Below are 21,640 nucleotides of genomic sequence, written 5' to 3'. Positions count from 1 at the left end.
TCCCTGTAAGCGATTCAGTTGCCAGCGATTTCAATTGATCGGGTTTGTCGAGATTTCGGAAAGCTTGACCGTGCGGCCGGAAGCGATCGAGCGGTAGCCCGCTTCCACCAGCGCCATGGTCTTGACGTTGTCGGCGACGGAAAGCGCCGGTGGCATGCCTGTTTTCACCGCATGCTGGAGCTGCTCCATCACGCCGATGAAGGCATGCGGGAACCACATCGTGTCCCAGCTTGGGCTGACCCACTCGCCGCCCGTCGTCTCGGCCGAGGCATAGGTCAGCGTCGAGGCCGCACCTCTCGGCCAGCCGATCGTGCCCTTGGCGACGCCTTTGGTGCCGTCGACGCGCCAGTTGATGTGCTGGTCGTCCTTGTAGCCTTCCTGGCGTGGGCCGGACCAGACATCCTCCACTGACACGGCGAGCACGCCGGACGGGAAGCGCAGCGTCGAGACGGTGATGCCGTCGGTGTGTTCGAAAGTCGTGCGCGGATCCTTGCGCGTCAGCGTGGTGATCTCATCGGGATCGCCGAACAGGAAACGCAGCACGTCGAGATGATGCACGCTCATATTGGCAAGCGTCAGCCGGTCGTACTCCTCGAGGAAACCTTGCCAGTGCGGGATCGCATGCATGTCGATCTGCGCGAAGACGACGTCGCCGAGCGCGCCGCTGTCGATGATCTGCTTCAGCACGCGCATCGACTGATCGTAGCGCATGTTCTGGTTGACCGAGAGGATCTTGCCCGCCTTCGCCGCCTCGTCGCGCAGCTTCACCGCTTCCTCGACCGACAGCGCCAGCGGTTTCTGCGCCAGGATCGCCTTGATGTGCTTCTGTTTCAGCGCGTGGCGGATCAGCGTCGGCTGCTGGTCCGGCGGGAAAGCCAGGTCGATGATCTCGACTTGCGGATCCTCGATCAGTCGTTCCGGCGTGTCGTGGACCGTCGGAATGCCCCAGCGCGTGGCGACCTTCTGCGCATTCGCCTTCGTACGCGAAGCGATCGCCACGACAGGAAAGCCTGCTTCCTTATAGGCCGCGAGATGGCATTCGGCCATGATCATGCCGGCGCCGACGCAGCCGATCCTGAATTCCCTGGTGCGAACCTTCACGTCCGGCTCGAAGCCTTTGCCTGCCATGTCTTCCTCCCAGAATTCTGTCTTCGCGGCCGTCGTCATCTCGCCAACGCGCTTCCAGATGCTAGCAACCGGAGCCGCGGCATGCGGATCGGATCAGGCATTGGAATTCCCTCCCTCGGGCCAATGTTCCTCCACGAGCCCTTGAGGGATATTGACGGCAGTCACGGAAGGCTGTCAACATCATGAATAATCAAAACACCTCATAATCTAGCAGAAAGGCGAAGGAATGCGCCATACCGGAATCCATACACCGCTCCTGATGCCTCGATTTGATGGGAAATCTATCCTGCCACGCCGATGCGATCCTGCCGGGCGATCTGATTTAGCCCGACGGCTTGCGCATCGGCCAAGGCCGGACACATCATTTCCCATCAGAATCGCGGTTGGCGAAGAGCAGTCGCCACCCGGCCGGCCGTCGGCATTGCGTGATCCTGATGCATTGAGGAGATGAAAGACGGTGCGTTCCACCCTGACTGACATAGCCCGGGAAGCCGGCGTTTCCGCCGCCACCGTCGACCGTGTTCTCAACAACCGTCCGGGTGTGCGGGCGCGCACGCGCGAAATCGTGCTCGAAATGGCGCAGCGTCTTGGCTACATCGCCGAAGGCGGGGCGCCTCTCAAGCCCTTGTCCGGCGATGTCATCCGGCTCGACTTCGCGCTGCCGGCCGGCACCAATTCCTTCATCAAGATGCTGCATCGCCACATCGAAGCCCAAGCCTTGGCGCGGCCGGATCTCGATGTCCATATCGCCACGATTGAGGGCTTCAATCCCGACCGGCTCGCACGCCTTTTGCAGGATCTGCGCGGCCAGACGCAGGGCGTCGGCGTCATCGCGCTCGACCATCCGACGGTGCGCGAGGCGATCCGCTCGCTATCGGCCAACGACGTCAAGGTGGTGACCATCGCCTCCGACATCCTGCATGTGCCAAGGGTCGCGTATATCGGCATCGACAACCGGGCCGCCGGGCGGCTGGCCGGCTACCTGCTCAACCGTTTCATGGGCTCGGAACGTCCTGGCAAGGTGGCGCTGTTCGCCGGCTCGCTATCCTATCGCGGCCATGAGGAACGCGAGATGGGATTTCGCCACATATTGGCCGAGGAATCGCCCAATCTGGAGATCGTCGAGATGCGCGAGATGCTTGACGACCGCGAGAAGGCCTATTCGGAGGCATCAGCCCTTCTGGAGCGACACCCCGATCTGGCCGCGATCTACAATGTAGGCGCGGGCAATACCGGCATTGCCCGCGCGCTCAAGGAGCGCGGCCGCGCGCAGTCGATGGTTTTCCTCGGCCATGAGGTAACCGAGGGTACCAAGGAGCTTCTGCTCGACGGCACGCTTGACGCGGTCATCGACCAGAACCCGCGCGTTGAGGCGCGCGAAACGCTCAACACCTTGACCCATGCGGTCCGGGCACTGCCCTACGAACTACACCAGCCGAGGCTGCAGGTGATCTTCAAGGAGAACATCCCGGAGATCTGAAGGGCGCGCGGCAGTTGGCGCCGTATGCACAAAAACAAAGATTCAGGCGTGTCAGTTGAGTCACTTGGGTAGTGACACGCCTGGTCGGCCAGCAGGATGCAGCGCTCACGCTGTCAGCGAGCGCTCGTCCCCTGGACGTTGCGAACAACCGCCCCGCCATCCTCGCTAACATCGATCGCAATCCGCTCTCCCGAGATAATGCCCCCAATGTCGCAGACCACCAGCGGCATGCCGATCCCGTAGAGAAATTCCGCGACGATGGCGCCCACCGCCAGGATCGGGTCCGGCCGTTCCAGCAGGATGCCGGCAGGCGCCGTGCCCCTGCGGATCGCCTCGGCCAGCACCGAGGATGAGGACGAGGAGCCGCGCCCGCTCGGCATGACCAGGATTTTCCCGGCGACGTTCTGGCCGAGACCCGGATGCGAGTGATCCGTTATGTCCCCGGTCCCCGCGTCAATGCCGCCCCAGAAGCTCAGCGGCTGCGAAAACACCAGCGCCCGGCCCTCGGCACTGCCGGCCAGTTGGAAGGTGCCGGATCGCTCGACGCCCGTTTCGACCGGCGCGGTCATGACGCGCCTCGCACGACATGCCCCACCGCGGCGGAGCGGATGCAATCCGTCATATCCGCGAACGCAACCGTCACGCCGATATTGCCCGGCGCGTAATGCGCCCATTTGCCGGAATTGGTCATCACCACGCCGTCGAGCCGTTCCAGAATCGCGGTGACATAGGTGCAGGTGTCTGCGACGGGGATCAGGCCGAACGCCTGTGTGCCATCAAGCGCGCCCTCCTCCTGCAATCGCGTCAGCGTCGCGCGACCGGTGTTGACATAGATCGGGATTCCCCTGCCCGGCGCGACGGCGCGCAGCAACGGCAGCAGGCGCATCCATTCCGCATGCGAGAAATGCGGAGTGCCCAGCGACACGGCCGCCAGCGGCGCCCCGTCGGGTACGCGCGACAGCCTGGCCAGTGCATGATCGATATCGGCGCGCGTGATGCGGATCGTCTCTTCCGGCGCTTCACCATGGAACGCCTCGTCAAGCGTTCCCGCTTCCGGGGTGATGCCGACCGCATGGAACAGCGCCACGGCGCCGGTAGTCGCGGCTGCCGCGCCCAGCGCCTTCAGCTGGTCCTCGTCGCGCGGCCGCGGCAGGCCTGTAATAACCGGAACGCGATCGCCGCTGGCTTGCCCGATGATCAGCCCGACGCCGACGAACAGGGCGTCGCTCGGCTCTGGCTCGGCAAAGTCCAGATCGAACAGGATGCGGCCGCGCCGGTTCTCGCTCAGATGCAGGCCCCAGGCCGGCGCGCGGCCCGTGATGGCGCAGCACAGGTCGATGAAATCGCCATAACGGTTGGTGCGCGCGCCGATCACCGAATTGGCAAAAACGATGGCGTTGGATTCGCCCCAGGCGATCTGCTGGCCGAAACCGGGCCGGAACTGCGTCTGGTAGGGCGCGCAGGTAAAGGTCGCCTGGCAGCCGAGCTCGATATGCGCCTTCATCAGCCGCCGCGCCGGCGCTTCCTCCGCCGCCGGCATCTTCACCAGACCGGGATGGATGAGATCGAACGAACCGACATTGAGCGTCGTCGGCACCTGAACGCGGCCGCCGCCTTCGACCAGCCGTTCGACGAAATCGAGCCCTGCCTTGCCGTGATAGAGGCAGCCATCAATATGGGCGCCGGCAATGTCGAGGAGGCTCTCTGCTCCGATGGCTTTGGAAAAGGCGACAAGGATCTTCATGGCCGCGGCCGCCGACGGCCCTTGCTCGCCATCGAGCATGGATTGGTCCTCGGCAGTCAATTCCAACGTCATTGGCGCTCCGGCCCGTGCTCGTCTTATGGCGCGCAGGAACGCCAACAGTCCAGTGAACTACCCCGCCGCGATCAACACCGTGCTCTCCGGCGACCAGCGTAGTACGACATGCTGACCTTCCGCCAGCCTGTCAGCGCCGGTGTTCTGGACGATGACCTTCAGCGTCTGGCCGGCACGCTCGACAAAGTAGGTGCTGTTGTTGCCGGCGAAGATGCGTTTGGAAACCCGGCCCTTGAGTATGTTGGCATCACCGTCCGAAGTCCCGGCATCAAGGGCAATCCGAATGCGCTCCGGGCGTACGGCGCAGCTTGCCTTGGCCCCGGCGGCAAGCCTGGCGCCGGCCTGGGCGGCGATCGTCGTGCCGTCCGGCAAGCGGATGCCGTTGCCGGTGGTATCGCCGCGAAAGATGTTGGCATCCCCGAGGAAGGTGGCGGCGAATTCGCTTTTCGGCCGGTCGTAGATCTCCTCCGGCGGCCCTTCCTGCACCAGCCGGCCGTCGCGCAAGATGCCGATGCGGTCGCTCATCGTCAGCGCCTCTTCCTGGTCGTGGGTGACGAAAATGGTGGTGATGCCGATCTCGCGCTGGATGCGCTTGAGCTCGATCTGCATGTCGACGCGCAGGGCCTTGTCGAGGGCGCCGAGCGGCTCGTCGAGCAAAAGCACGCGTGGCTTGGTGACGATGGCGCGCGCCAGCGCGACCCGCTGGCGCTGGCCGCCGGAGAGCTGATGCGGCTTGCGACCGCCGAGCGAGCTGAGCTGAACGAGGTGGAGCGCGCGTTGCACTTCGGTGGCAATCGCCGCCTTGGCCTCGCCGCGCACCGACAGGCCGAAGGCGACATTGTCGGCGACGCTCATATTGGGGAACAGCGCGTAGTTCTGGAACACCATGCCGATGCGCCGCTTTTCGACCGGCACCCGCTCGACGCTTTCGCCGCCGATGGCTATGCGGCCGCTGTCGGGAAAATCGAAGCCGGCGATCTGGCGCAGCAGCGTGGTCTTGCCGCTGCCCGATGGCCCGAGCAGCGCGTAAAAGCCGCCATCGGCGAAATCGATGGAGACGTCGTCCAGCGCCTTGTGCGCGCCGAAACTGCGCGAGACGTTGGATACCTGGACGCCGGCCATTATTTCTCTCCGCCGAATTTGAAGAAGCGCGCCGTGAGCAGCATCAGCGCCATCGACACCACGATGATGATCGTCGAGACCGCGTTGATCTCGGGCGTGAAACCCTTGCGGATCGCGGCGTAGATCTCGACCGGCAGCGTCGTCTGTCCCGGCGTCGCCAGGAAGTAGGACACCACGAACTGGTCAAACGAGACGGCGAACGCAAACAGCCCGCCGGCGATCACACCCGGCATGATCCAGGGCAGCGTAACGCGGTTCGTCACCTGCCACTGGTTGGCCCCGAGCGAGCGCGCCGCCTCTTCCAGCTCCGGTGCGAAAGTTTGCAGCCGGGCCGAGACCACGACGATGACATAGGGCAATGCCAGCGCGACATGGCCGAGCAGGATGGCGAACAGCCCGCGTCCAATGCCGATGCCAAAGAAAAAGATCAGCATCGCCGTGCCGGTGATCAGCCATGGAATGGCGATCGGTGGGAACAGCAGCGCTTGCAGGAATTTCTTGCCGCGGAACTCATTGCGGTAGAGCGCCAGGGACGCCGCCGAGCCGAGCACGGTCGAGATGACGGTCGTAATCATGGCGATCTCGATGCTGTTCCAGGTGGCGGCGATGAGCTGGTCGTTCTGCCACAGCGAGGCGTACCATTCCGTCGTCCACTCGAACGGCAGCTGGTAGAAGGGCGAGACGTTGAACGACATCAGCGCCATGATGAGGATGGGCAAGTACAGGAAGGCGAGCAGCACCGCGATATAGAGGCGGCCGAGCCACTCCAGGATACGCGTCGTCGCCATCACGCGGCCCTCCGCAGCACCGGTGCGGCCAGCGCCAGAATGACCAGCACCACTGCCAGCAGGATGAAGGAGAGTGCCGCCCCAAGCGGCCAGTTGAACACGGCCACGAACTGGTCCTCGATCACCGTGCCGTAAAAGGTGCCGCTGCGGCCACCGAGGATGCGCGGCTCCATGAAGGAGCCGACAACCGGCACGAAGATGAGGGCAGCTCCCGCCACCAGGCCCGGCATGGACAGCGGGATGATGACGCGCTTCAGCACCTGCAACCGCGAGGCGCCGAGCGAGCGTCCGGCCTCGATCAAGGAATCGTCGATCGCCTGCAAAGTGAGATAACAGGTCAGCACCATATACGGTACATAGGAGTGCACCAGTCCGATGATGATCGCCGGATAGGAATACATGAGATCGATGTTGATCTTGAACGGCAGCACGGCGTTGAGCGCGGTGTCAAGAATGCCGCCCTCGCGCAAAACCATCGCCCAGGAGAAGATGCGCACCAGCCCGTTCGACCAGAACGGCAGGATGACGAGCAGGAAGATCGCCTCGCGGCTGCGCCCCTTCAGCACCTTGGCCAGCACGTAAGCCGCGGGATAGCCGATGACGATGCACCACAAGGTCACCTCGAGGCCGAGGCGCAGCGAGGCAAGCAGCAGTGTCAGGTAGAGGCTTTGCGAGAAGAAGGCGGCGTAGTTGCCAAGCGTGAACGCCCACGGCTTTCCCGTCAGCGGCAGGTCGGTCATGAACGAGAAGAACACCATGGCCGACAATGGCAGGAAGATCGCCACCGTCAGCCAGAGATAGGCGGGCGCCAGCAGCGGCAGCGCCGATCTCAGCCCGCCGCGCGCTGCGACCGCGCCCTCTGCTGCCATGCTATCCTCCTCCCCCGGATTGGAAGGACCAACCGGCGCGAACACCGGAGCCCCGACACGCGTTTTATTTCACGTCGACCTTCAGCTGCTGCCAGAGCGTAAGATAAGCTTCGCGCTGGGCATCGGTGATCGGCGCCTGGAACTGGATGCGCTTGGCGACTGCGGGATCACCCATCACCTTGCGGTTGAAGGCATCCTCGGGCAGCGCTTCCACCGCCTTGGCGTTGGCCGACACCGGTGCACCGACCTTGGTGACCCATTCCACATAGAATTTCGGGTCGATCATGTAGTTGATGAAGGCTTCGGCGCCCGCGACATTCTTGGAGCCGACCGGGATGGAGAAGGCGTCCAGCCAGGCGACGGCGCCTTCCTCCGGGATCACGAGCGAGACCGGCAGCTTGAAATGGGTCTTGGCGCGGTCGGCCGAACCGCTCCAATAGGTGCCGATGTCGATCTGATTGGAAGCCACCATTTGGTTCCAGTCGTTCTCCGAGCTCCAGAAGGTCTTGATATGCGGCATCAGCGAGGTGAGCTTCGTCTTGACCGCATCCATATCCTTGATGTCGTTGATGTTCTGGCCTGTGGCGATGGCGCCGAACTGCACGGCCTCAACGGCATCGTCGCGGATGACGACGCGGCCCTTATGGGCGGGATCCCACATTTCCGCGATCGATGTCGGCGGCTTGTCGAAGGATTTCTCGTTGATGGCGAGCGCCGTCAGCCCCCACACCCACGGCACGCCATAGACCTTGCCGTCATGGTTGAGCATCGGCGAGCTCGCCTTGTCCTTGCTGATGTCGGCATAGTTGGAAAGCTTTGAGACGTCGATGGGCTGGATCAGCTTTTCCGCCATCGCCTGGTCGTTGAAGGCGGCGTTGATCATGACGACGTCGTAGAGGCCCGGGTTGGTCCGGATCTTGGTCAGCATTTCCTGTTCGGAGTTGAAGAAGTCGTTGACCACCTTGTGGCCGGTCGCTTTCTCGAAGGCTGCAACCGCCCATGGCTCGTCGGCGCCGTAGCCTTTCCAGTTGAGCACGTGCACTTCATCGGCCTTGGCGGCAAAGGTAAGTGCGGAGGTGAAGACGGCCGTCGCCGTCAAAAGAGCAGTCAGGTCAGGCATGCGCATGTTCGTTCCTCTCTTTGTTTGCCCGCTTCCCGGGCTTTGTCAGGCTGTCTGATGGGCCTTCCGGTCCTGGCCTCGCGCGCCGGTCGAGTGACCGTCGGCATGGCTCAGGAAAGTCTGGATTTCCGCGTCGGTGGGCGCGGATGAACCGCCATGGCGGGTGACCGAAATGGCCGCCGCCGCATTGGCGTAGCGCGCCGCCTCGAAAGGCGGCATGCCGCGCGCGAGCGCACTTACGAAGGCGCCAATATGAGTGTCGCCGGCGCCGTTGGTGTCGATCGCCGCCACCTTGAAAGCGGGAATGGTCCGGGCGGAGCCGCCCGCCAGTCGGATATGGCAGCCCTTGGCGCCGCAGCGGATGACGACGCCGTCGGCGTTGGGACAATGATCGGCAAGCAATCGCGCCGCAAGGGCGTCGGCATCGCCCGGGCCCGCAATGTCGGTGGCTTCCGTCGCGTTGCAGCTCAGCCAGGTCGTGCGGGCGAGCACCCGCGATAGGGTGGCGCGCGAAATGTCCGAAACGACCGGCGTCGGGTCGAGGACAAGTGGAATGTCCGCCGGCAGCGTCTCGATCCAGTCGGTGAGCGCGTCGCGGCTGCCGGGATAGCTCAGCGTATAGCCTGACGTGAACACCCAATCCTCGGTCGAGACCAGCACCGGCGCCATCATGTCGAGGCTGAGCACGCTCTCCGCTCCCGGCCACGACACGAAGGTGCGTTCGGCATCGCTGGAGATCATGGCGACGCAGTTGCCGCTGTCCATCAGAGGAGAAGGCTGCGTCAGAATGTTGATATCTTCGGCGGCGAAGGCGGCGCGCAGGAAGTCGCCATTGGGTCCGCTGCCGAGCTGGCCTGCGAATACCACCTTCATGCCGGTGCGGATTGCCGCGACCATCATGTTGAAACCGCCACCGGCGACCTGCGCATAGCTCGACGCCGTCTTCTCCGTGCCCGGCGCCGGCAAGGCATCGATGCGGTAGACATAATCGACCACCGCGCTGCCGATATGGACGAGACGCGCGCTCATGCTGCGGCGTCCTTGCCGGGTCCGGTCCGCTCCGGGCGGCCCTTCGACATCCGCGCCGCCACGAGGTCGGCGGCGAGCGCCCGCACTTGCGACATGTCGATGCCCTTGAGGCTCGCGATGCGCTCCTGAGGCAGGCGCGCAAAACCTGTGCAGGCACCGGCCATGCCGGCGGCGATGGCGCCGATCGTGTCGGTGTCGCCGCCGAGATTGGCGCTGATGACCGCCGCTTGCCAGGGATCGCCGCTGGCGACCTCCAGCACCGCAAAGGCGGCCGGAACGGACTCCTGGCTGGCGACGCCGGTGCCGACCAGATCGGTGATCAGCCGGACCGCATCTCGCGGGGTCTTGCCGCGAACCAGATCCTGCGCCCAGGCGACGCGCGCGGCGATATCGCCGCCGGTCACCCAATGGCCGTGCGTCGCCCCTCGCCTCGCCGCTACGACGGCACTGTCGGACGCGGCGCGCCAGTCGCCGCCGGCGATGCCGCGGCTGACGGCGGCCGCGACCGCTGCGGCGGAAGCAATGGCGATCGAGGTGTTGTGCGTCGCCCGGCAGGTCTCGGCCACCTTGTCGACTAACGCATCCAGCGGCTCCGGCTGCATCATGATGCCGACCGGTGCGATGCGCATGGCCGCGCCATTGGTGTCGCCGCCGCGCCCAGCCTCCTCGGCTGGCACGCCCTTGTTGATGGCGTCGATGGCGCGCTTGGTCGACGGTCCCAAAAGGTCGTAGCTGCCGCGCGCCTTGACCTCGCGCTCCCAGCCGAGCAGCGCGTTGACCCAGCGCGCATGCTCGAAGCGGTCGCCTGAAGCAACCAGGATGCGGCCGAGCAGCAGCGCCTGTTCGGTATCGTCGGTGATAGTCCCGGCCGGCAGCCCCTTCGACACCGGATGATCGGCGAAGGGTGCGACGAAATCCGCAACATGGCCGTAGAGTTCGGCGATGCGCTGAGGCGACAGAAGCTGCGTCGGCATGCCGAGCGCGTCGCCCAGCGCCCCGCCGACGAGCGCACCCATGGCGCGGTCCATCTCAAGCTCGTTGTCCGGCATCGCTCAGAACCTCATATGCAGCGCGAAATGGGCGGGATTGAGCAGGCTGGTGACATATTCGACCGGCCGCTCATCGGCCGCGCGCGTCAGGCGACGGCCACGCAGGAAGGGTGTGCCTTGCGGGCAGCCTAGGATAGCGGCGTCATGGGCGTTCAACATCTCGATGTCGACCCACTCCTCGCCATGGTCGGGTACAAGCCCCGCTTCGCGCAGCGTCTGGTGCAGCGAGCCTTCGCGCAGACCCCGCAGCGGCACGTCCTCCAGCTCGGGCGACAGCGGCAGGCGGCTGCGTTCGATGGAGATGGCATGGCCGTCGCTGGCATTGGTGCGGACCCGGTCGACGGCGATGAAGAGCGGGCTTTCGATGCCTAGCAGCACGGCAAGGTCGGCGTCCTCGATCACCTCCAGTCGCAGCGTCCGTGTATCGGCGTTGGCGCCGGCATTGGCCAGCGCGCGCGACCATCCGATCGCATCATCGACCGGCTTGCCGTCAAAGGTGACGAAGGACCCGATGCCGACCTTTGTGGTGATCAGCCCGCGGCTGGACAGTTCCTCCAGCCCCTTGCGCACCGTGTTGCGGCTGACGGAAAAGCGCTGGACGAGTTCATTTTCGCTTTGCAGACGGTCGCCGAAACCCAGCACGCCGGAACGGATCTCGTGTTCGAGGACGGTGGCGATCTGCTCGGGCTTGCCCGTGCCGGGAGACAGTTTGATCGCGCTCCGCTTCATATAAGTACCTGTATAGTGAACCTGTCTAATCCTGTTTAGGATCTCTTGATGTCTCGAGCTTGTCAATGGCAGGACGGGATGTGCGCGGTGCACTGCTTTCCAAGATCAGCTGGCTGCAGGCGACGAAGAAGGATTCGCCACTCTGGACGTCTTGCGGTGGTGATCCTATCGGCAGAAGAAAGAAAGCCCGCTCCGGGAACCGGGGCGGGCCTTGGAGGAGGACAAGGGGTGGGACCTCTCCTCTTGCTTTCCACGGGGGGTGTGGACCGAAATCACCTTACGGGAGTTTCGTCGGAGACCCGATCACAAGCCTGTTTGCCTGCATCACGATCCGGTGCGGACCGGCATCGACATGGTCACGGGATCGCGAGCAGCGGCCAGTGCATGTCGCCCGAAGCGGATCTCGCCTTGTGAGAACGACGTGCACGACGCGCTTAAATGCGTCCGAGCACGACCAGAATAATGACGATCAGCAGCACGAGCCCCAGCCCGCCGCCGCCATAATAACCGGTTCCGTAGAACGGACCGCCGCCCAGGCCGCTGAAGCCGCCGAGCAGGGCGAGGATAAGGATGATGATAAGGATGGTTCCAAGACTCATGGCTTCCACTCCCGCAGGCACTTGCGCGCCGATTCCGGCACTTCTGGGTTGAGAATGTTGCTCACAGACAACGCTTTGAACGCGTTCGCGTTCCACCTAATGCAGGACGTCGAGAAGGCGACGGCGCAATTTCTGCAGCAGTCTTGCCGCAACGGCGGGGCTTTCCGACCGGCCGACGCGCAGGATACGATAAAGCTGAAGGAACGTGATTGCGGCGTAAACGGGGAGATTCTAAGGAAAAAGCCGACAGCAAAAACGGGGGTAACCGTCAAGATCGGATCGACTTCGACTTATCTTCGATCTTGCGTTGTCAGATCTGTGAAAGCGGATTTGCAATTCATGCTTGCATTTCTGGAACAAATAAGGAACAGTAGAGAACCGAGCTGCCAAGGCGGATTAAAGTTTTGGGGGACCAGCGATATGATGAGGTGGAAGGATGCGGGGCTCCTCGCCGCCGCGATTGCGCTGACGAGCCTTGCGCCCGACTGGTGGCCCTCAGCCGGGCTTGGTGCCGCTCTCGCCCGGATCATGCCTGCGCTCGCAGCCGAGAAGGATTATGCAACCTGCTTCGGCGAGGACATCGAGCCGGACAAGCGCATTGTTGCCTGCTCCGCGATTGCGGAGGACGCCGCAGAGCCGGCACGCAGCCGCGCCACAGCCTATTTCCAACGGGGCGTCGCTCTCGGCGACCAGAAGCAATACGACCGATCGATCGCCGACTACAGCGAGGCGATCGCGCTCGATCCGAACGACGCTTCCGCATATCTCAACCGCGGCGCCGACTGGTTCAGCAATGGAGACGACGACCGCGCGATCACGGACTTCAACATCGCCATCAGTCTGGAGCCGTCCTCCAGCGATGCCTACAGCAACCGTGGCCTCGCCTTCCTGCACAAGGGCAAGACCGACGCGGCCATCATCGATTTCCAACAGGCAATCGAGGCGGACCCTCAGAATGGCAAGGCGCATGCGGGCCTGGGCATCGCCTGGGACAGGAAGGGCTACTCGAAGCAGGCCCTGGCCGAGTATGACGAGGCGGTCCGTATCGATCCCAACAACATATTGGCCAATGTCAAACGCGGCATCGCCCGCGCCGCCGAGAGTGAGTTCGATCCCACTGTCACCGGTGACGATGCTGAACAGGCGCCCGGCGAGGATTTATCCGCCGCCAAGGATACGACCAGGGATCGCACAGCCGCAAAGACCCTGATCGAGCGCGCCGGGATGCGGCTGTCGAAATATGGCCTCGAGGGCGCGCTTCTCGATTTCGACAAGGCGATTAGCCTCGATCCCGACAATGCGGACGCCTATCTCGGGCGCAGCCGCGCAAGGACACTCAAGGGAGACAGCGCCGGAGCGGCGGCGGATTGCCTGCGCGCCATCGAGCTTGACCCGACGCGGGCAGGAAGCTGCGGCGCTCAGCTTGCCGCCGACCAAAGCAAGCCGGCGCTGTTGCCGGACACCCAACAGCAAAAGCAGCGAGCCGTCGTTCCGGATATCACTGCCACCCAAGACACGCTGACCGCAAGGGCTCTGGAAGCGACCGACCCGCGCGCCCTCGAAGCGATCCTTGGCGGCGATGCTTTCCTGGACATGGGCAAGTACGATCAGGCGATCGGCGCCTACAACAAAGCGATTGCGCTCGATCCGAACAACCGGTTCGCCTATTACGGCCGCGGCAAGGCCCAGGCCGCCAAACGCGTTTACGAGCAAGCGATCGCCGATTACGACACGGTCATCCAGCTTGCCCCCAATTTTGCTGCGGCTCATTCTCGCCGGGGCCTCGCCAAGATCACGTCAGGCGATGCCGAAGGCGCTCTTGCCGATTGCAGCCGGGCTTCAACACTCGATCCAAAAGCGCGCGACGCCTACTTCTGCATGGGCATGGCCTGGCACGCCAAGGGCGACGCGGGGCGCGCGATTGCCGCCTATTCGGTAGCCATCGAGATCGATCCGAAAGACGACGCCAGCCATTACGGGCGCGGCATGGCGCGTGCTGACAGGAAGGACTATGACAAGGCAATCGTCGACTTCGGCCAGGCGATCAAGCTCGATCCCGACAATCGCGATTACGCGGTCGCCCGTAAGGCGGCTGTGGCTGCGAAGGGACAGGGCGATATGGCGGCCGCTACGCTCGGTGCCATCGGCTCGGATCCGAAGAACCTCAAGGCGCTCCTGGATCGCGGCGAGGCATTCCACAGCAAGCGCAAATACGATCGCGCCATTGCCGAGTACAGCCGCGCGATCGCGCTCGACCCAAGGAAGGCGTCCGCCTATGTCGGGCGGGGCGTGTCGCGCACCGAGAGGGGTGATTATGATGGAGCCATCGAGGACTACAGCAAGGTGATCGAGCTCTATCCGGCTTATTTCGACGCTTACCTCGGCCGCGCCATTGCCTTGGGCAAGAAAGACCAATTGGATCGCGCCATCGCCGACTACGATCGCGCTGCCGAAATAGAGCCCGCCTACGCGCCTGTCTATTTCGGGCGCGGCAGCGCCTGGTTCGCCAAGGGCGACTATAACAGAGCCATTGCCGACTACGACCAAGCGCTCAAGCTCGATCCAAAGCTGGCCATCGCCCGCAAAGGCCGCAAGCAGGCGGTTGCGGCAAGGGCGAAAACGCCCGTCTCCGCGCCGACCGGTCGGGTTCGAAACAAGGTGGCTGAAGATGCCATCGACCTGGGCACGATCTGGCGCTCTCAAAATCAGTTCGACCGCGCCATCGAGCAATACGACATCGCCGTTGCCGCCGACCCATCCAATGCCCGCGCCTATAGTTTGCGCGGCTTCACCTTCGCGCTGAAGGGCGATCCGAACCGGGCGATGGCGGATCATACTAAAGCAATAGAACTCGACCCGAATTTCATCGACAGCTATTTCTATCGTGCCTTGCTTTGGCAGCAGAAGGGCAACATCGACCGCGCCATCGCGGATCTGAGCGCGATCATTTCATTACAACCCGACAATGCGGACGCCTATATATTACGCAGCCGCGGCTGGGCCGCCAAACATGATTGCGATCGCATCATTGCCGATTCCACAAAGGCGATTGGTCTGCGTCCGACCGACGCAGAGGCATGGTACAATCGTGGTTTCTGCTGGAACAAGAAGGGGAAATACGACCGCGCCATCGCCGATCTCGACGAAGCCCTACGCCTCGATTCAAACTATGCCGATGCCCGCAAAGAGCGTGATGCGGCGACCGCGGCTAGTTCAACCGCCGGTTCGGCCGCACCGGGCGATACCCGTCCGGCCGCCAAGGCGTTTTTCACCGAAGCTCACACGTTGCATGAAAAGGGCGACTACGACGGCGCCATCGCTCAGTTGGATAAGGCGATTGCGATTGCCCCGGCATCCCGCGACGCCTATTTCGCCCGCGCCTTGGCCTGGAATGCCAAGCACGAATACGATCGCTCCATCGCGGATTACGGCAAGGCGATAGCGCTCGATCCGAACTATGCCCCGACCTACTACGGCCGCGCACAGAATTATACCTTGAAACAAGATTACGGCCGCGCACTCGCGGACTACGACAAGGCCATCAGCTTCGCCCCCACCGAAGCAAAGGTCTACGCCGATCGAGGGATGGTGCGGATGGCAAATCACGATAGCGCCGGCGCCTATAGTGATTTCGAAAAGGCGCTAAGCCTCGATCGCAACAACGTCCGCGGATACTATGGCCGAGGCGTGATCCGGACGACCAAGGCGAACTACGACGGGGCCATCGCCGATCTCAACAGGGCCATCAAGCTCGACCCCAACTTTGCCGGCCTCTACGAGGCGCGGAGCCGGGCGTGGGAAGCCAAGGGCAACCACAAGCGTGCTCGGGCCGACCGCAAGAAGGCGCTGAGCCTCGGGGCAAACTAATGTCAGCCGGGAATTCGAGGGCCTCTGTCCGGCCGTGGCGAAACTCTACGCGGCCGCTTTGTCGCTGCAAGGCGAGCCGGGGCGGCATATCAAAACCGCCCTGCTCTATCAGATCGCGAAAGCTGTCCCCGTCAAAACGAAGAGATTAGCTTCCTCCCAGATGCGCGTTGCTGAAATATTCAGCGAAATTCGGGCTTTGCGTCAGAATCTTACCATCGCCATCGCGCAGAATGCCGGCCGCCACGAGATAGGAACCGATCGCTTCCATCTTGGCCGGGTCCATGCTGCCGATGGCGCCGTTTTGCCCGCGCAGATAGTGCCCGTCGATCAGCGCTTTCAGCGAGGCGTGGATTAATGCCGGACTGGTCAGGGCATCCTTGTTGGCGGCGATGAGCAGCATGGCGGCTTCTTCGGGACGATCGACGGCGAATTGATAGCCGCGCCGCGTCGCCTGGATGAAGGCCGACGCCAGTTCCGGGTTTGCCGACAGATAGGCTTCGCTCGACGAGATCAGCGTCGTATGCTCGTCGGGCACGCCGTAATCGGCATAGACGAAGCTGCGCTGCTTTATGCCTTTCAGTTCTGCCTCGACGCCTTCCCAGGTCGAGACCTCCAACGTGAAGTCGACCGAACCGTTGGCCAGCGCCTCATAGGCGGACGTGCCGAGCGTCACCGTTTCGAAAGCCCCCTTGCCGCCGTCGTGACGGATGATGGTCGAGATCAGCGCGTTTTCCCAGGCACTGCCGAAACCGCCATAGGTCAGGCCGTCAAGATCCCTGGGGCTTTTGATCTCGTCGCGCGCTGCATTGAACACCAGCCGCCCGGTCTCGGACTGCACCACGGCATAGACCGCCTTGAGATCGGCGCCGGCGGTTTTCTGGGTGAAGAGGCCAATGGAGCCGTTGATGCCGAAATCGGCAACGCGGTTGGCAACCAGCGTGCCTGCACCGGTATCGCTGTAGGGCAGGATGTCGACCTCTAGGCCGGCCTCGCTGTAAAACCCTTTGTCGCGGGCGACGAACAGGCCGATATGGTTGGTGTTGACCGTCCAGTCCAGCGCCACCGTTACTTTCCGGGCGGCCGCCTGGGCAAGAGATCGGCCTGGCCGGGCTACAAGGGGAAGGCCAGCAGCGGCAGTGAGCAGCAAGGCTTGCCGGCGCGTCAGGTCAGTCATGGTCCATGTCCTTGTGGTGGCTCGGGTTGAGGAGGATGTCGAGGATCTCGGCTTCGAGGGTGCCGGCCTGCCGTGCAGCGCCGCCGGCCAGTTCGCGTGGACGCGGCAGCGGCACGTTGATCTCAGCGACGACGCGCGCCGGCCGCGCCGACAGCACATAGATGCGGTCGGACAGGAACACAGCTTCGCGCACGTCGTGGGTGATCAGCAGCGCCGTCCAGCAGTGGCGCCGCCACATCTGTTCCAACCAGCGCTGCATGGCGGCGCGGGTCAGCGCATCGAGCGCGCCGAACGGCTCGTCGAGCAGCAGCATATCGCGTTCCTGCACCACGGTGCGCAGCAAGGCCGCGCGCTGGCGCATGCCGCCGGAAAGCTGCGCCGGAAAATGCCGTTCGAAACCGGCAAGCCCGAATTTGTCGAACAGCGGCGCAACGCGAGCGCGGGCAGCCTTGCGCCGGACGCCTTGCACCTCAAGCCCGAGCGTGGCGTTGTCGAGAATGCGCCGCCAAGGCATCAACGCGTCTCGCTGCGGCATGAAAGCGAAATGCCGGCCGTGGTCGTCGAGCGGCTTGCCGTCGAAGAATATCTCGCCCTCGCCGTGAAGCGCGCCGATCAGAAGCTGGAACAGCGTCGACTTGCCGGCTCCGGAGGGGCCCAGAATGGAGACGAATTCGCCGGCGCCGACGCTGAGCGAAATGTCGGCAAGCACGTCGAGCCCCTGGAAGGCCTTGCGCACATGCCGCAGTTCGAGCCGGTTCATCGCCAAGGCTCCCTTCCTGCGGCCCGCCCGCCGGCGGCCCGTTCCCATGGCATGGCAAGGCGCTGGACCAGCACCGTCAGCCCGAACAGGATGAGCGTCAGCACGGCGCTGACGGCGACGGCGGCCAGCACCAGGTCCGGGCGGAAGTTGTTCTTAGCGTTGAGCATGTAGATGCCGAGGCCCTTCGCCGCGCCCGCATATTCGGCGAAGATGGCGCCAACGACGGCATAGGTGATCGAGATCCTGACACCGGCGAAGAAGTAGGGCAGCGCCGAGGGCAGCCGCGCCAGGACGAAGACACGCCAGCGCCCTGCCCCAAGGGCGCGCAGCATTTGGCCGATCTCAGCCTCCGTCGCCTCATAGCCTTCGGCCAAAGCCACCAACATCGGAAAGAAGGTGACCAGCGCCACCAGCAAGATCTTGGGCATCAGCCCAAAGCCGAACCACAGCACCACCAGCGGTGCAATCGCCACCAGCGGCAAGGTCTGACTGACCACGAAGACCGGAAAAAGGGCGCGCCGCAATGGCTGGAAGAAGTCGATCAATATCGACAGCACAAAGGCAGCGCCGAGCGAACAGGCAAAGCCGGCGAGCGTGGCACGGAGGGTTGGCACGGCGTTATCGGCCAGCGCGTGCCGGTTGAGCATTGCCTGAGCGAAGACGCGCGATGGCGCCGGGAGGATTGTCGGCTTGATGCCACCAAAGCGCGCATAGAGTTCCCACGCGGCCAGCAGCAGCCCCACCGAAAGCATCGCCGGAGCGGTTCTGGCGATGAGGTCCACGATCGGACGCGAAGGGGCGGACGGGGAGGACACGCAGGTACCTGGAGCGGATGGCGCGGGGCGCGCCGTCAGACGGCGGTGGGGCTGTTGGCCGAGACGGTGACGTCGAGCGTTACGTGGCCGGCACCCGGCCCGAAGCGGCAAAAGGCCTCGTTGAGTGCGGTAAAAATGGCGCCTGCGTCGCCGCGCAACTTTGTGCAGAAATGCTTGGAGCGCTCATATACGCCCGACTGCTTCAGGAAGTCGATGCAGCCATAGATCTCGTCCATGTGGTCGTCGGTGCCCATGACATAAAGCGAGAACTGCGCCGCCGCCGGCTGGCCGGTGGCGGCTACGCCGCGCACGGCGGCGATAGCGGCTTCCTTGCGCGGGCCGAGCGGCCCGGCAGGTCCGCCAAACGCGTCGGAGCGGCAGATCGGATCGTCCGGCTCGCCCGGGCAGCCGCGCGAGATGGCGGCCGAAAGCACGCAATGCTTGCCGCTGCGCGCTGCCGCCACGAACAGGTCGCGCATGGCAGGAAACAGCACCTCGGGCGGCCCGACCAGCAAGGTCGAGATATCGTCGGTCTCGATCCGCAGTCGATCACGATAGGGGTCCAGTGCCCCGAGCGCGCCAAGGATGACGCCGACAAAATCGCCGGACATCGGATATAGGGAAATCTGTGCGCCTGAAAACATCGCCCGCCTCGCTCCGCTGGTATTACCCAGATCAGCTTCTAGGGTCTGTGGGCTTGCCGCCCCCGTCTCAGCCCCGACCGTACGGAGCACCCCTGTGGATGGGCGCGTTAAAGCACCAATCGGGTAGCTATGAAAGCTGTTTTTTCAGGGCCATCGCCGGAAATGCATTGCGCCAGGGCTGATTGTGGCGGTTCCGTCGGGCCCGGCCATAAGGGCAAAATTTGTCCGGAACCTTCGCCACTACGAGGGGTTGTCCCTATAGTCGCAGACGCGACGAACTTCGTAGAAACGAGCGAAGACTTCACAGAAATGGAGACAAACCATGTTCATGAAAATCCTCGCAGCTTCGGCTCTTACAATTGGTCTCGCGACTTCGGCGATGGCGCAAAGTGCTGGCGGAAACGGCGCCAATAATGGGCCCGGCAGCGGCCAGTCGGTCACAGTCGACCCGAACACGCCGGCATCGCCGAACACGGTGGATCCTGGCACGACCGGCAGCACGACCGTCATGCCCGACGGCATGAATTCGAACGCGGACCGGAACTGTCCGGCCAGCCCACAAGGTGCTCAGCCGGATGCCAGCCACACCGCTCCGGGCACGGCTTCGCCGACCGTCAATGACAAGCATTGCGGCAAGTAGCCATTGGCCGGAACTGCTGGAGAACGCCACGGGGCGCCTGTTCCGTGGCGTTTCCGTCTCTGGATGTATCACCCTCGCCGAACAGGCTGGCGCCTGAAATGCAACCCGTCATCGGCCGAGCCTGGCAGGAACCGGGCTTTGTTCGATCCGGCGCCTACGAAACAGCCTTTTCGCGAACCGGCAGCTTCCAGCCCGGCCTGACGAAATGACAGGTATAGCCGTTCGGGTATTTCTCCAGATAGTCCTGATGCTCGGGTTCGGCTTCCCAGAACGCGCCGGCCGGAGCCACCTCGGTGACCACCTTGCCGGGCCACAGGCCTGAGGCGTCGACGTCGGCGATGGTGTCTTCGGCGACGCGCTTCTGCTCATCGCTGGTGTAGTAGATCGCCGAACGGTAGCTCATCCCCACATCGTTGCCCTGGCGGTTGCGTGTCGTCGGATCATGAATCTGGAAGAAGAACTCCAGCAGCGTACGGTAGCTCACCCTGGCGGGATCGAAATTGATCTCGATGGCTTCGGCATGGGTGCCGTGGTTTCGGTAGGTGGCATCAGGCACGTCGCCGCCGCTGTAGCCGACGCGCGTGGACAGGACGCCCGGGATGCGTCGGATCAGATCCTGCATGCCCCAGAAACAGCCGCCGGCAAGCACCGCGCGTTCGCTTGAAGTCGCCATATCAAATCTCCCCAAAGCAGCTCCGGGAAAGGTTGTAGCCGTTTCCGTCCGGAATTGCGCACGATAAAACTGGAGGCCCGGCGCTATGACAGCCGCTCCAGGATTTCCCATAGATGGGCATTGTCGTCGGCTTCGTCCAGTCGACGGGCGCGTCCTGCTGCCGATCACCACGGGCGCGCGGCGTCACTCCCCAGGCCTGAACCTGCGCACCACGACCTCGAATACGATATCCGAGAGGGCATCCAGATGGTTGACGGCGGCATCGAAATCCTTGGGCAGCACCGAAAGCACGATCTTCAGATACTGGTCCGGCTTGTCGGCCCGCACCTCGGCGATGACGCCGGCGCCATGGGCGCGGAAATCGGCGCGCACGGCGGCGAGAAAATCGTCGCCCAATGTTTTCTTCGGGCGTTTGCGGCGGGTCTCCGGCGCGGCGCTCCGGCCGGCGGCCGGCTTGCGCCCCTTTCCGCGCGCCGGCACTGCGGCGGTTTCGTCAGCCATGGCCCGTCACCGCGTCGGCGTCGCCGGCCTTGGTCTTCGACGGCACGGACTTGACCGACCGGACCCGTTTCTTCTTCGAGCGGGCGGATTTCTTCCTGGCATTCGTGCCGCCCTTCGGCCGCCCGGCAAGCTTTGCGGCGCCCGGCAGGCCCTTCAGGCCCGCCATCGCGAGGCCGATGGCGCCGCTATGAATCGCTGGCTGCGGGAAAGCGAAGCCGCCGGCCGCGTCCCGCACCATGCCGATCAGCACGCCGGTTGCGACCGGCTCGATCCGGCCGAGCCGCGTCTGCGGTGCCGCACCCTCGAATTCGCCAATGGCGCTGACGACCTCAAGGCCGTCATCCCCGGTGATGATGGTGGCATAGCGTGGCATGGGATTTCTCGCGGATAGTCGTCAGGCTCGAAACGCCGTAGGGCGCCATCGTTCGAGGAGAAGGGCAAAACCAAAAACACAAAACCCGCCTCGGGGGCGGGTCATCGGCGCAACTCAGCACCATAGATAGAAACATAGCATAGTTGCCTTCACCCCGTCAACAGCTTTTAGGAAAAAATTCCTTATAGACTTTTCGGCATTCCCGGCGCAGCGAACGCCGCCGTCACGGCAAATGGGCAGGCAGGGTCGGTCGAACTTACGAACCGGAGCCTTGCTGTGGAGATCGCGAAGGGCCGAGAATTGATCAGGAGAAGAAATGTGCGCATGGCCTGAACAGGCCTGGAGCACAGCACCCGCCAGAATCAAAAACCCGCCTCGGGGGCGGGTCATCGGCGCAACTCAGCACCATAGATAAAAACATAGCATAGTTGCCTTCACCCCGTCAACAGCTTTTAAGAAAAAAA

21 protein-coding genes and 1 riboswitch are annotated in these 21,640 nt (G+C 63.6%); of the genes, 3 read left to right on the top strand and 18 right to left on the bottom strand.

From position 1 onward, the window contains the following. Positions 1-30: 30 nt before the first annotated feature. Positions 31-1,128, bottom strand: coding sequence for a Gfo/Idh/MocA family protein (locus tag LB532_RS05940; protein ID WP_140644342.1), 1,098 nt, complete (start codon positions 1,126-1,128; stop codon positions 31-33). 457 nt (positions 1,129-1,585) lie between these two features. Between LB532_RS05940 and LB532_RS05935 the strand changes: the two genes are divergently transcribed. Continuing rightward, entirely contained in the window at positions 1,586-2,608 is a 1,023-nt protein-coding gene (locus LB532_RS05935) for a LacI family DNA-binding transcriptional regulator (protein WP_140644344.1), read from the top strand. Between the two features lie 113 nt (positions 2,609-2,721). Here the strand turns inward: LB532_RS05935 and LB532_RS05930 are convergent, their stop codons facing one another. The 10 genes from LB532_RS05930 to LB532_RS05885 all read right to left on the bottom strand — a co-directional run bounded on the left by LB532_RS05930 (position 2,722) and on the right by LB532_RS05885 (position 11,729). Further along, entirely contained in the window at positions 2,722-3,177 is a 456-nt protein-coding gene (locus LB532_RS05930; protein WP_140644346.1) for an aconitase X swivel domain-containing protein, read from the bottom strand. Further along, complete coding sequence (locus LB532_RS05925) at positions 3,174-4,424, bottom strand: aconitase X (protein WP_140644348.1); 1,251 nt, start codon at positions 4,422-4,424, stop codon at positions 3,174-3,176. Before LB532_RS05925 ends, LB532_RS05930 begins: the two co-directional genes overlap by 4 nt. Positions 4,425-4,481: 57 nt before the next feature. Then, positions 4,482-5,546: an ABC transporter ATP-binding protein gene (locus LB532_RS05920; RefSeq protein WP_140644350.1), complete on the bottom strand. Its 1,065-nt coding sequence runs from the start codon at positions 5,544-5,546 to the stop codon at positions 4,482-4,484. Then, positions 5,546-6,334: an ABC transporter permease gene (locus tag LB532_RS05915; RefSeq protein ID WP_140644352.1), complete on the bottom strand. Its 789-nt coding sequence runs from the start codon at positions 6,332-6,334 to the stop codon at positions 5,546-5,548. Before LB532_RS05915 ends, LB532_RS05920 begins: the two co-directional genes overlap by 1 nt. Continuing rightward, on the bottom strand, positions 6,334-7,203 hold the full coding sequence (locus LB532_RS05910; protein ID WP_140644354.1) for an ABC transporter permease: 870 nt from the start codon (positions 7,201-7,203) through the stop codon (positions 6,334-6,336). Before LB532_RS05910 ends, LB532_RS05915 begins: the two co-directional genes overlap by 1 nt. Before the next feature lie 64 nt (positions 7,204-7,267). Next, a complete protein-coding gene (locus tag LB532_RS05905) occupies positions 7,268-8,329 on the bottom strand; it encodes an ABC transporter substrate-binding protein (protein ID WP_140644356.1) in 1,062 nt (353 codons plus the stop codon). Positions 8,330-8,368: 39 nt separating this feature from the next. Further along, positions 8,369-9,352, bottom strand: coding sequence for a PfkB family carbohydrate kinase (locus LB532_RS05900; protein WP_140644358.1), 984 nt, complete (start codon positions 9,350-9,352; stop codon positions 8,369-8,371). Then, the gene (locus LB532_RS05895) at positions 9,349-10,401 is read right to left on the bottom strand and encodes an ADP-ribosylglycohydrolase family protein (RefSeq protein ID WP_140644360.1); all 1,053 of its coding nucleotides are present in this window, start codon (positions 10,399-10,401) and stop codon (positions 9,349-9,351) included. The genes LB532_RS05900 and LB532_RS05895 overlap by 4 nt, the downstream gene beginning before the upstream one ends. Positions 10,402-10,404: 3 nt before the next feature. Next, a complete protein-coding gene (locus tag LB532_RS05890; RefSeq protein WP_140644362.1) occupies positions 10,405-11,130 on the bottom strand; it encodes a GntR family transcriptional regulator in 726 nt (241 codons plus the stop codon). 434 nt (positions 11,131-11,564) lie between these two features. Beyond that, positions 11,565-11,729, bottom strand: a complete 165-nt coding sequence (locus tag LB532_RS05885; RefSeq protein ID WP_023757858.1) for a DUF3309 family protein — start codon at positions 11,727-11,729, stop codon at positions 11,565-11,567. 54 nt (positions 11,730-11,783) lie between these two features. Between LB532_RS05885 and LB532_RS05880 the strand changes: the two genes are divergently transcribed. Beyond that, positions 11,784-15,596 carry a tetratricopeptide repeat protein gene (locus LB532_RS05880; RefSeq protein WP_224556444.1) on the top strand — a complete coding sequence of 1,271 codons (3,813 nt, stop codon included), beginning with the start codon at positions 11,784-11,786 and terminating at the stop codon, positions 15,594-15,596. Between the two features lie 145 nt (positions 15,597-15,741). Here the strand turns inward: LB532_RS05880 and LB532_RS05875 are convergent, their stop codons facing one another. The 4 genes from LB532_RS05875 to LB532_RS05860 form a co-directional block, all read right to left on the bottom strand. After that, entirely contained in the window at positions 15,742-16,770 is a 1,029-nt protein-coding gene (locus tag LB532_RS05875; protein WP_140644366.1) for an ABC transporter substrate-binding protein, read from the bottom strand. After that, entirely contained in the window at positions 16,763-17,530 is a 768-nt protein-coding gene (locus tag LB532_RS05870) for an ABC transporter ATP-binding protein (protein ID WP_140644368.1), read from the bottom strand. Before LB532_RS05870 ends, LB532_RS05875 begins: the two co-directional genes overlap by 8 nt. Continuing rightward, the gene (locus LB532_RS05865; protein ID WP_140644391.1) at positions 17,527-18,282 is read right to left on the bottom strand and encodes an ABC transporter permease; all 756 of its coding nucleotides are present in this window, start codon (positions 18,280-18,282) and stop codon (positions 17,527-17,529) included. The genes LB532_RS05870 and LB532_RS05865 overlap by 4 nt, the downstream gene beginning before the upstream one ends. A gap of 98 nt (positions 18,283-18,380) precedes the next feature. Continuing rightward, positions 18,381-18,989, bottom strand: a complete 609-nt coding sequence (locus LB532_RS05860; protein WP_140630751.1) for a YkoF family thiamine/hydroxymethylpyrimidine-binding protein — start codon at positions 18,987-18,989, stop codon at positions 18,381-18,383. Further along, a riboswitch (TPP riboswitch) is annotated at positions 18,980-19,093 on the bottom strand. (Overlaps the previous gene by 10 nt.) Before the next feature lie 218 nt (positions 19,094-19,311). On the opposite strand from LB532_RS05860, the gene LB532_RS05855 reads away from it, so the two are divergent. Next, positions 19,312-19,629: a hypothetical protein gene (locus LB532_RS05855; RefSeq protein WP_140644370.1), complete on the top strand. Its 318-nt coding sequence runs from the start codon at positions 19,312-19,314 to the stop codon at positions 19,627-19,629. 154 nt (positions 19,630-19,783) lie between these two features. Here LB532_RS05855 and msrA read toward each other — a convergent pair whose 3' ends face one another. The 3 genes from msrA to LB532_RS05840 all read right to left on the bottom strand — a co-directional run bounded on the left by msrA (position 19,784) and on the right by LB532_RS05840 (position 21,176). Further along, positions 19,784-20,302 (bottom strand): peptide-methionine (S)-S-oxide reductase MsrA, encoded by a 519-nt coding sequence (gene msrA, locus LB532_RS05850; RefSeq protein ID WP_140644372.1) that lies wholly within the window; start codon positions 20,300-20,302, stop codon positions 19,784-19,786. A gap of 183 nt (positions 20,303-20,485) precedes the next feature. Then, entirely contained in the window at positions 20,486-20,803 is a 318-nt protein-coding gene (locus tag LB532_RS05845) for a hypothetical protein (protein WP_140644374.1), read from the bottom strand. Then, positions 20,796-21,176 (bottom strand): hypothetical protein, encoded by a 381-nt coding sequence (locus tag LB532_RS05840; protein WP_140644375.1) that lies wholly within the window; start codon positions 21,174-21,176, stop codon positions 20,796-20,798. The genes LB532_RS05845 and LB532_RS05840 overlap by 8 nt, the downstream gene beginning before the upstream one ends. Between the last annotated feature and the right edge of the window lie 464 nt (positions 21,177-21,640).

The sequence above is a fragment of the Mesorhizobium sp. ESP-6-2 genome, from assembly GCF_020164675.1.
Classification (GTDB): Bacteria; Pseudomonadota; Alphaproteobacteria; order Rhizobiales; family Rhizobiaceae; genus Mesorhizobium.
Note: the sequence above shows the minus strand (reverse complement) of the source record. Positions and strands in the feature narration are given on the sequence as shown.

What these genes read in the sequence shown, in the direction of transcription:
- LB532_RS05905 (WP_140644356.1), bottom strand. Translation starts at nt 8,329, where the DNA reads ATGCGCATGCCTGACCTGACTGCTCTTTTGACGGCGACGGCCGTCTTC.
- LB532_RS05940 (WP_140644342.1), bottom strand. Translation starts at nt 1,128, where the DNA reads ATGGCAGGCAAAGGCTTCGAGCCGGACGTGAAGGTTCGCACCAGGGAA.
- msrA (WP_140644372.1), bottom strand. Translation starts at nt 20,302, where the DNA reads ATGGCGACTTCAAGCGAACGCGCGGTGCTTGCCGGCGGCTGTTTCTGG.
- LB532_RS05890 (WP_140644362.1), bottom strand. Translation starts at nt 11,130, where the DNA reads ATGAAGCGGAGCGCGATCAAACTGTCTCCCGGCACGGGCAAGCCCGAG.
- LB532_RS05925 (WP_140644348.1), bottom strand. Translation starts at nt 4,424, where the DNA reads ATGACGTTGGAATTGACTGCCGAGGACCAATCCATGCTCGATGGCGAG.
- LB532_RS05915 (WP_140644352.1), bottom strand. Translation starts at nt 6,334, where the DNA reads ATGGCGACGACGCGTATCCTGGAGTGGCTCGGCCGCCTCTATATCGCG.
- LB532_RS05920 (WP_140644350.1), bottom strand. Translation starts at nt 5,546, where the DNA reads ATGGCCGGCGTCCAGGTATCCAACGTCTCGCGCAGTTTCGGCGCGCAC.
- LB532_RS05845 (WP_140644374.1), bottom strand. Translation starts at nt 20,803, where the DNA reads ATGGCTGACGAAACCGCCGCAGTGCCGGCGCGCGGAAAGGGGCGCAAG.
- LB532_RS05880 (WP_224556444.1), top strand. Translation starts at nt 11,784, where the DNA reads ATGTTGCTCACAGACAACGCTTTGAACGCGTTCGCGTTCCACCTAATG.
- LB532_RS05930 (WP_140644346.1), bottom strand. Translation starts at nt 3,177, where the DNA reads ATGACCGCGCCGGTCGAAACGGGCGTCGAGCGATCCGGCACCTTCCAA.
- LB532_RS05910 (WP_140644354.1), bottom strand. Translation starts at nt 7,203, where the DNA reads ATGGCAGCAGAGGGCGCGGTCGCAGCGCGCGGCGGGCTGAGATCGGCG.
- LB532_RS05855 (WP_140644370.1), top strand. Translation starts at nt 19,312, where the DNA reads ATGTTCATGAAAATCCTCGCAGCTTCGGCTCTTACAATTGGTCTCGCG.
- LB532_RS05875 (WP_140644366.1), bottom strand. Translation starts at nt 16,770, where the DNA reads ATGACTGACCTGACGCGCCGGCAAGCCTTGCTGCTCACTGCCGCTGCT.
- LB532_RS05865 (WP_140644391.1), bottom strand. Translation starts at nt 18,282, where the DNA reads ATGCTTTCGGTGGGGCTGCTGCTGGCCGCGTGGGAACTCTATGCGCGC.
- LB532_RS05860 (WP_140630751.1), bottom strand. Translation starts at nt 18,989, where the DNA reads ATGTTTTCAGGCGCACAGATTTCCCTATATCCGATGTCCGGCGATTTT.
- LB532_RS05895 (WP_140644360.1), bottom strand. Translation starts at nt 10,401, where the DNA reads ATGCCGGACAACGAGCTTGAGATGGACCGCGCCATGGGTGCGCTCGTC.
- LB532_RS05870 (WP_140644368.1), bottom strand. Translation starts at nt 17,530, where the DNA reads ATGAACCGGCTCGAACTGCGGCATGTGCGCAAGGCCTTCCAGGGGCTC.
- LB532_RS05900 (WP_140644358.1), bottom strand. Translation starts at nt 9,352, where the DNA reads ATGAGCGCGCGTCTCGTCCATATCGGCAGCGCGGTGGTCGATTATGTC.
- LB532_RS05840 (WP_140644375.1), bottom strand. Translation starts at nt 21,176, where the DNA reads ATGCCACGCTATGCCACCATCATCACCGGGGATGACGGCCTTGAGGTC.
- LB532_RS05885 (WP_023757858.1), bottom strand. Translation starts at nt 11,729, where the DNA reads ATGAGTCTTGGAACCATCCTTATCATCATCCTTATCCTCGCCCTGCTC.